This window comes from Mesorhizobium sp. M7A.F.Ca.US.006.04.2.1 (genome assembly GCF_004022915.1).
In the GTDB taxonomy this organism is placed as follows: domain Bacteria; phylum Pseudomonadota; class Alphaproteobacteria; order Rhizobiales; family Rhizobiaceae; genus Mesorhizobium; species Mesorhizobium ciceri.
Map to the genome: position 1 here is coordinate 1 of NZ_RZQA01000400.1, position 5701 is coordinate 5701.

Genomic DNA, 5701 nt, shown 5'->3' on the forward strand with positions numbered 1-5701 from the left:
GTGCAGGAAAAATCCATGACGGCCGGTATCTCGCCCTTGCGGGTGAAGAAGGAGATCGACAGGTTCTCGATCTCGATGATCGGCCCTTTGGTTGGCCCGGGGGTCGGCTTGGCGGGATTTCGAACTGCCTCGTTCATGGGTCGCTCCAATCCTGGTTCTTCCAGACCTGTTTCTCTCAGGCCCATCGGGTCGAAACCCGCGACATCAGTCTTTCATCGATTGTTCGCGCAGCGAGTCGGCGAGCAGGTTCAAGCCCAGCACGAACGACATCAGTGCGATGGTCGGCGGCAGCGCCGGATGGATGAAGGAGCGCAGCAGGCGGCTGGCGTCCTTGATCGCGGTGCCCCAGTCCGGACTTTCCGGCGCCAGGCCAAGGCCGAAATAACCGAGCGTGCCGAGCAGGATGGTGGTGTAGCCGATGCGCAGGCAGGCATCGACGATCAATGGCCCGCGCGCATTGGGCAGGATCTCCCACAGCATGATGTACCAGGGCGATTCACCGCGCGTCTGCGCCGCCGCCACATAGTCGCGCGTCTTGATGTCCATCACCAGGCCACGCACGATGCGGAACACGCCGGGGCTGGAGGCGAACACCACCGCCACGAAGATGTTGAGCTGGTTTGGATCGATATGGACGATGTGCAGCGGGTCCTTATCGAACACAAGGCCGAGATAGATCCAGCCACCGAGGATCAGGGTGATGCCGAGCAGGATGTAGAGCCGGTCGGGCCGGTTCTTGTAGCGGGTCCAGAACAGCACGCTGAAGAAGATGATCGGGAACAGGAAGAACACGCCGGCCATGCCGTACGGGATCGGCGTGTCCATGATACCCGGCGTCACCAAGAGGTAGAACAGCAGGATCACCGGGAAGGCGAGCACAAGGTTGGCCAGGAACGACAGCACGGTGTCGATCTTGCCGCCGTAATAGCCGGCGGGCAGGCCGAGCGTGATGCCGACCATCAGCGCGAAGCCGGTCGCGGCAGGCGCGATGATCAGCACGATCTGGCTGCCATAGACCATGCGCGAAAACACGTCGCGCGCCAGCTTGTCGCCGCCGAACAGATAGGTCAGCCCCGACTGCGGTTCGACGGCGCCCGGCAGCACGTCCTTCATGATCGGAATCTGGGCCAGCGGATCGAAGGGCGATATGGTCGCGGCGAAGATCGCCGTGAACAGCCAGAACAGGCAGATGCCGACGCCGACGATGCCGACACCGCTGTCGAACAGCTGGCCGTAGAGCGCCAGCTTCTTCTTGTAGGCGAAGCTCGCGCCCATGACGATGACGAGCGCGATCCAGACCGGCCAGAAGCGCGACAGCACTTCGAAAACGACGGTGAAGCCACTGATGTATTGAACCGGCATCGGCTTCGCTCCCTACTGAACTCTGATACGCGGATTGAGAAATGCGTAGCCGACATCGGAAATGAGCTGCGTGATCAAGACGATGAACACCGAGACCAGCGAGCAGCCGAGCAAAAGGTCGATATCGTTGTTGCCGGCCGCCTCGACCAGCGTGTAGCCGAAGCCCTGGTAGCGGAACATCACCTCGACGATGACGACGCCGGTGAGCAGCCAAGGGAACTGCAGCATGATGACGGTGAACGGTGCGATCAGCGCGTTGCGCAAGGCATGTTTGACCACCACGCTGCCGAAGGAGAGACCCTTCAACCGCGCGGTACGGATATATTGCTGCGTCATCACTTCGACCATCGAAGCTCGCGTCATGCGGGCGATATAGCCGATGCCGTAGATCGCCAGCGTCATCACCGGCAGTGTGAAATTGTAGAAGGTGATGCCCTGGCTGGCCGAAGCCGCCGAGCCGTTCAGCCAGCCTAGCCATGAGGCGAAGATGACGGTGAAGATGACGCCCGACACATATTCAGGCGTCGCCGTCGAGGCGATCGACGCCACGGACAGCACCCGGTCGGTTCGCGACCCCTCACGCATGCCGGCCAGAATGCCGATCAGCAGCGAGATCGGCACCATCACCGCCAGCACCCAGAACATCAGGATGCCGGTAGCGCCGAGTGCCGGAAACAGTTTTGAGGCGACGGTCGCCTTGAACTTGGTCGAGCAGCCGAAATCGCCCTGGAAAACGCCGGCAAAGGTCGGCACGAGCGGATCGTTGCAGAAGGAGAAACGCTGCGCCGGCTTACCGGTCGCCGGGTCGGTTACCGGCTGCTTGGGCAAGACGCCAAGCCACTGGCCGTAGCGGACGAAGAAGTTCTGCCGGTAGCCATGGTTGACCAGCCAGCTCTCGAGCTGCTCGGCCGACGTATGCATTTCGGTCTGGCTGATCGCCAGCTTCTTCAGATTGGGTTCGAGGTTGATCAGGAAGAAGACGACCATGGTCAGGCACAGCATCGTCAATGCCATGGTGCCAAGACGCCTGATAACGAAGGAAAGCATGGCGGCCCCCTGCCGATGGGTTGGGGTTTGAGCCGGCTATGAAAGCCAACCCTGCCGTGACCGGCGGGGCTGGCTGTCAAACAGGCCTTCGGATGCGATCAACCCTGTTTTTGTTGCATGGCCTTGCCCGCGAGTCCGCAACTTTTTTGAGAATGTGCGGACCAGCAGGGACGGACAATGCAAAGAGCGAGGGAAGGGAGCGAGCCCCTTCCCTCCATGTCGATGCGATATCAAGCCTGGTCGAGCCAGACCTTGCCGTAGTCGCGCTCGAAGGTCGGGTGCATCTTGTAGTTCTGCACCGCCTTCACCGAGTGGCTGTAGAGCTTGCGCCAGTACGGCTGGATCATGATGCCGGAATCCTGCAGGATCTGCTCGATGTCCTTCATCATGTCCTTGCGCTTGGCGGCGTCGGCAACGGCGAGCGCCGCATTGAGCTTGGCATCCCAGTCCGGATTCGACCAGCCGGCCTCGTTCCAGGCCTCGCCGGTGCGATAGGCGATGGCCAGAACCTGGACGCCGAGCGGACGCATGTTCCAGTTGGTCATCGACAGCGGATACTTCGTCCAGTCATTCCAGAACGTGGAACCCGGCAGAACGGTGCGCTTCACCTTGATGCCGGCGTCGCGCAGCTGGGCGGCGATCGCATCGCCGGTGTTCTTGTGCCAGTCTTCGTCGACGGTGATCAGCTCGTGTTCGAAGTCGGCTTGGCCGGCTTCCGCCATCAGCGCCTTCGCCTTGGCCGGATCACGGGCAACCTTGGGCAGCTCGTAATATTCCGGATGGATCGAGCAGACATGGTGGTTTTCGGCGACCGAGCCGGCATTGCCGTAGCCGAGCTGCAAGACGACATTGTTGTCGACCGCAAGCTGCAGCGCGTTGCGCACCTTCTGGTCGCCATAGGGCTTGTTGTTGACGTTGGTGCGGCAGACGATGGTCGACGCGGTGACGATTTCCGACTTCACCAGGTCCATGCCGTCGAGGATCGACACATAGTCGGCCGAAGTCTCGAAGTTGGTGTGCACTTCGCCGGCCTCGAAAGCGCTGACCATGGCTGCCGGATCGGTGCCGTAGTCGATGAATTCCAGGCCATCGAGGAACACTTCGCCGTCCCACCACTTGTCATCGGTGCGGCGCTTGTAGACCACCTTCTGACCGACATCGTAGGAGACGAGTTCGAACGGACCGGTGCCGATCGGGCAGGCCTTGAAGTCGCCGCCCTTCTCATCGAAGGTCTTGTGGACGATCAGCCCGGGATAGTCGCACATGTTCGGAATCAGCGCGATGTCCGGTTTGCTGAGCTTAAGCACGACCGTGTGGTCGTCCGGCTTGGTCACGGCGCTTTCGTCGAGCTTGTCGTCCTTGACCAGCGAGCCGAGACGGCCGGGCATGGAATTGCCTTCGGCTTTCTTGTCAGCCCAGCGCTTCAGGTTGAAGATGACGTCATCGGCGGTGAAGGCATCGCCATTCGACCAGGTGACGCCCTTGCGCACATGCAGCGTGTACTGCGTGGCGTCGTCGTTGACGTCCCAGCTTTCCAGCAGATAGGGGCGAAACGTGTATTCGGAGGTGTACTTGACCAGCGGCTCGAGCGCCTGGCGCTCGGCATTGGCGATTTCCGACCAGTCGGCCTTGCGCGGGTCCTTGGGATCTTTGATCCACTGGGCGATCTTCAGCGTGCCGCCCTTCTTGCCCTTTACCTCTTCGGCCTTCGCCGGCGTCGGATCGGCGAGGCCGAGCAAGCCGTAAGCCATTGCCGTCGATGCGCCGAAGACGCTGGCCATGGCCAGGAATTCGCGGCGGTCCACCTTGCCTGCCTTGGCTTCTTCGGCCATGGCCAGGATGTGATCCGGAACGCGATCGCCATTACTCTTATAAATTGTCATGACTTAACTCCCATTGTTGGCTTTCCGCCTTTTAACATTCCGCATCCAGGCCATGATGTCAAAGACGGCGTGGATTGAGAACATGTTAGGGAATGTGCAACTTTGAAAGGGGAGCGGTTCGCGTGATAACGACAGTCTTGGCGCAAATTTGCTACTGTCCGACGGATTCTTCTGGAATCGCGATAGTCGATTAAACTGAGACATTTACTCTGGCCCGCACAGCACCAGAATCGATCCACCATGAGGCCAAAAGCCCCGCCGGACTGTCAGTATTCCTTCTCGTAGAAGATGCCGCCCTTGGCTTCGCCGGCATCGTTGGCCTCGCCGCGCAGCTTGACGCCGCGCCCGACATTGAGGTCGATCGTCGCCTTGCCCGAGCCAGGCTTGGCGCCCTTCTGGATGGTGACATAGGTGCGGTCGTTGAGGTATTTGCCGGCCGAAACCGCCGTGCCGCCCTGGTCGTCGGTGGTGACGTCGAGATCGTCGACGCCAATGGCGCTGCGCAGGTTTTCCAGCAGCGACGTCGAGCCGCCGACGCCGGCCAGCTGCCCCGCCGCTTCGGCGAGCTGGGCGATCTGCAGCGGCGACAGGTTCGACATCGAGCGGCCGAAGATCAATTGCGCCAGCACCTCATCCTCGGGCAGCGCCGGCACCGAGGAGAAGGTGAACTTCGGATTGGTCGCTTCGCCCGACACCACGATGGTGACGGTGGCGCTGGTCGTCGTCGTGGTCGCCGTCAAATTGAGATAGGGCACCAGCGAGCCGGAAAACCCGACCGTGCCTTCGGTGAAGGTCAGCCGCTTGCCGAGGATCGACAGTCGTCCGCGCTGCAAGGTGAAGGTGCCGACCGCTTGCGGCGACGAGGCCGGGCCGGTCAGCTTCAGCGAGCCGCCAAGTTCGGCATCAACGCCCCTGCCCTGGATGAAGATCTGATTCGGCGCGTTGACCGTGACATCGAGCGCAAGGCCGCTACCGCCGCCCTTGCCGCTGGTCGTCGGCGGCCGCAGCGCCTTGTCCTGCGCCTTGACCGCGCCCGGCGCGTTCTTGTGCTTGACGTCGAGCGCCGCCAGCGAGCCCGGCAATTTGTCGGGAACGGTGATCACCGTCTTGGCGAGATTGACGGTGCCGGCGATGACCGGTGCGGAGGTCAGCGGTCCCTTGATCGTCAGGTCGCCGCCGAGATTGGCGGTCACCACCCTGCCGTCCGTATAGCGGCCGTCGACCAGCTTGATCGACAGGTCGGCCGGGAAACCCTGCGCCGGGTTGATGCCGACCGTGCCGCTGGCCGACAGGCTGCCGCGCGTTGACAGCGTTCCGGTCAGCCGGTTGATCCTGGCGACGCCGCCGGCAATCGAGACATCGGCGGCGAGATCGTTGACGGCGAGGCCGGAGCGCGCATCGACAAGGCG

4 protein-coding genes are annotated in these 5701 nt (G+C 62.0%); all 4 read right to left on the bottom strand.

The features are described from left to right. Nucleotides 1-204: 204 nt before the first annotated feature. Nucleotides 205-1362: an ABC transporter permease gene (locus tag EN925_RS20620; RefSeq protein ID WP_013530884.1), complete on the bottom strand. Its 1158-nt coding sequence runs from the start codon at nt 1360-1362 to the stop codon at nt 205-207. Between the two features lie 12 nt (nt 1363-1374). Next, a complete protein-coding gene (locus EN925_RS20625; protein ID WP_013530883.1) occupies nt 1375-2409 on the bottom strand; it encodes an ABC transporter permease in 1035 nt (344 codons plus the stop codon). 230 nt (nt 2410-2639) lie between these two features. Continuing rightward, entirely contained in the window at nt 2640-4292 is a 1653-nt protein-coding gene (locus tag EN925_RS20630; RefSeq protein WP_013530882.1) for an ABC transporter substrate-binding protein, read from the bottom strand. A gap of 266 nt (nt 4293-4558) precedes the next feature. Then, nucleotides 4559-5701, bottom strand: a 1143-nt coding sequence (locus EN925_RS20635) for a translocation/assembly module TamB domain-containing protein (protein WP_206632874.1), incomplete at its 5' end; no start/stop codon positions are given.

Coding starts and splice junctions, on each gene's coding strand:
- EN925_RS20620 (WP_013530884.1), bottom strand. CDS start 1,362: ATGCCGGTTCAATACATCAGTGGCTTCACCGTCGTTTTCGAAGTGCTG.
- EN925_RS20625 (WP_013530883.1), bottom strand. CDS start 2,409: ATGCTTTCCTTCGTTATCAGGCGTCTTGGCACCATGGCATTGACGATG.
- EN925_RS20630 (WP_013530882.1), bottom strand. CDS start 4,292: ATGACAATTTATAAGAGTAATGGCGATCGCGTTCCGGATCACATCCTG.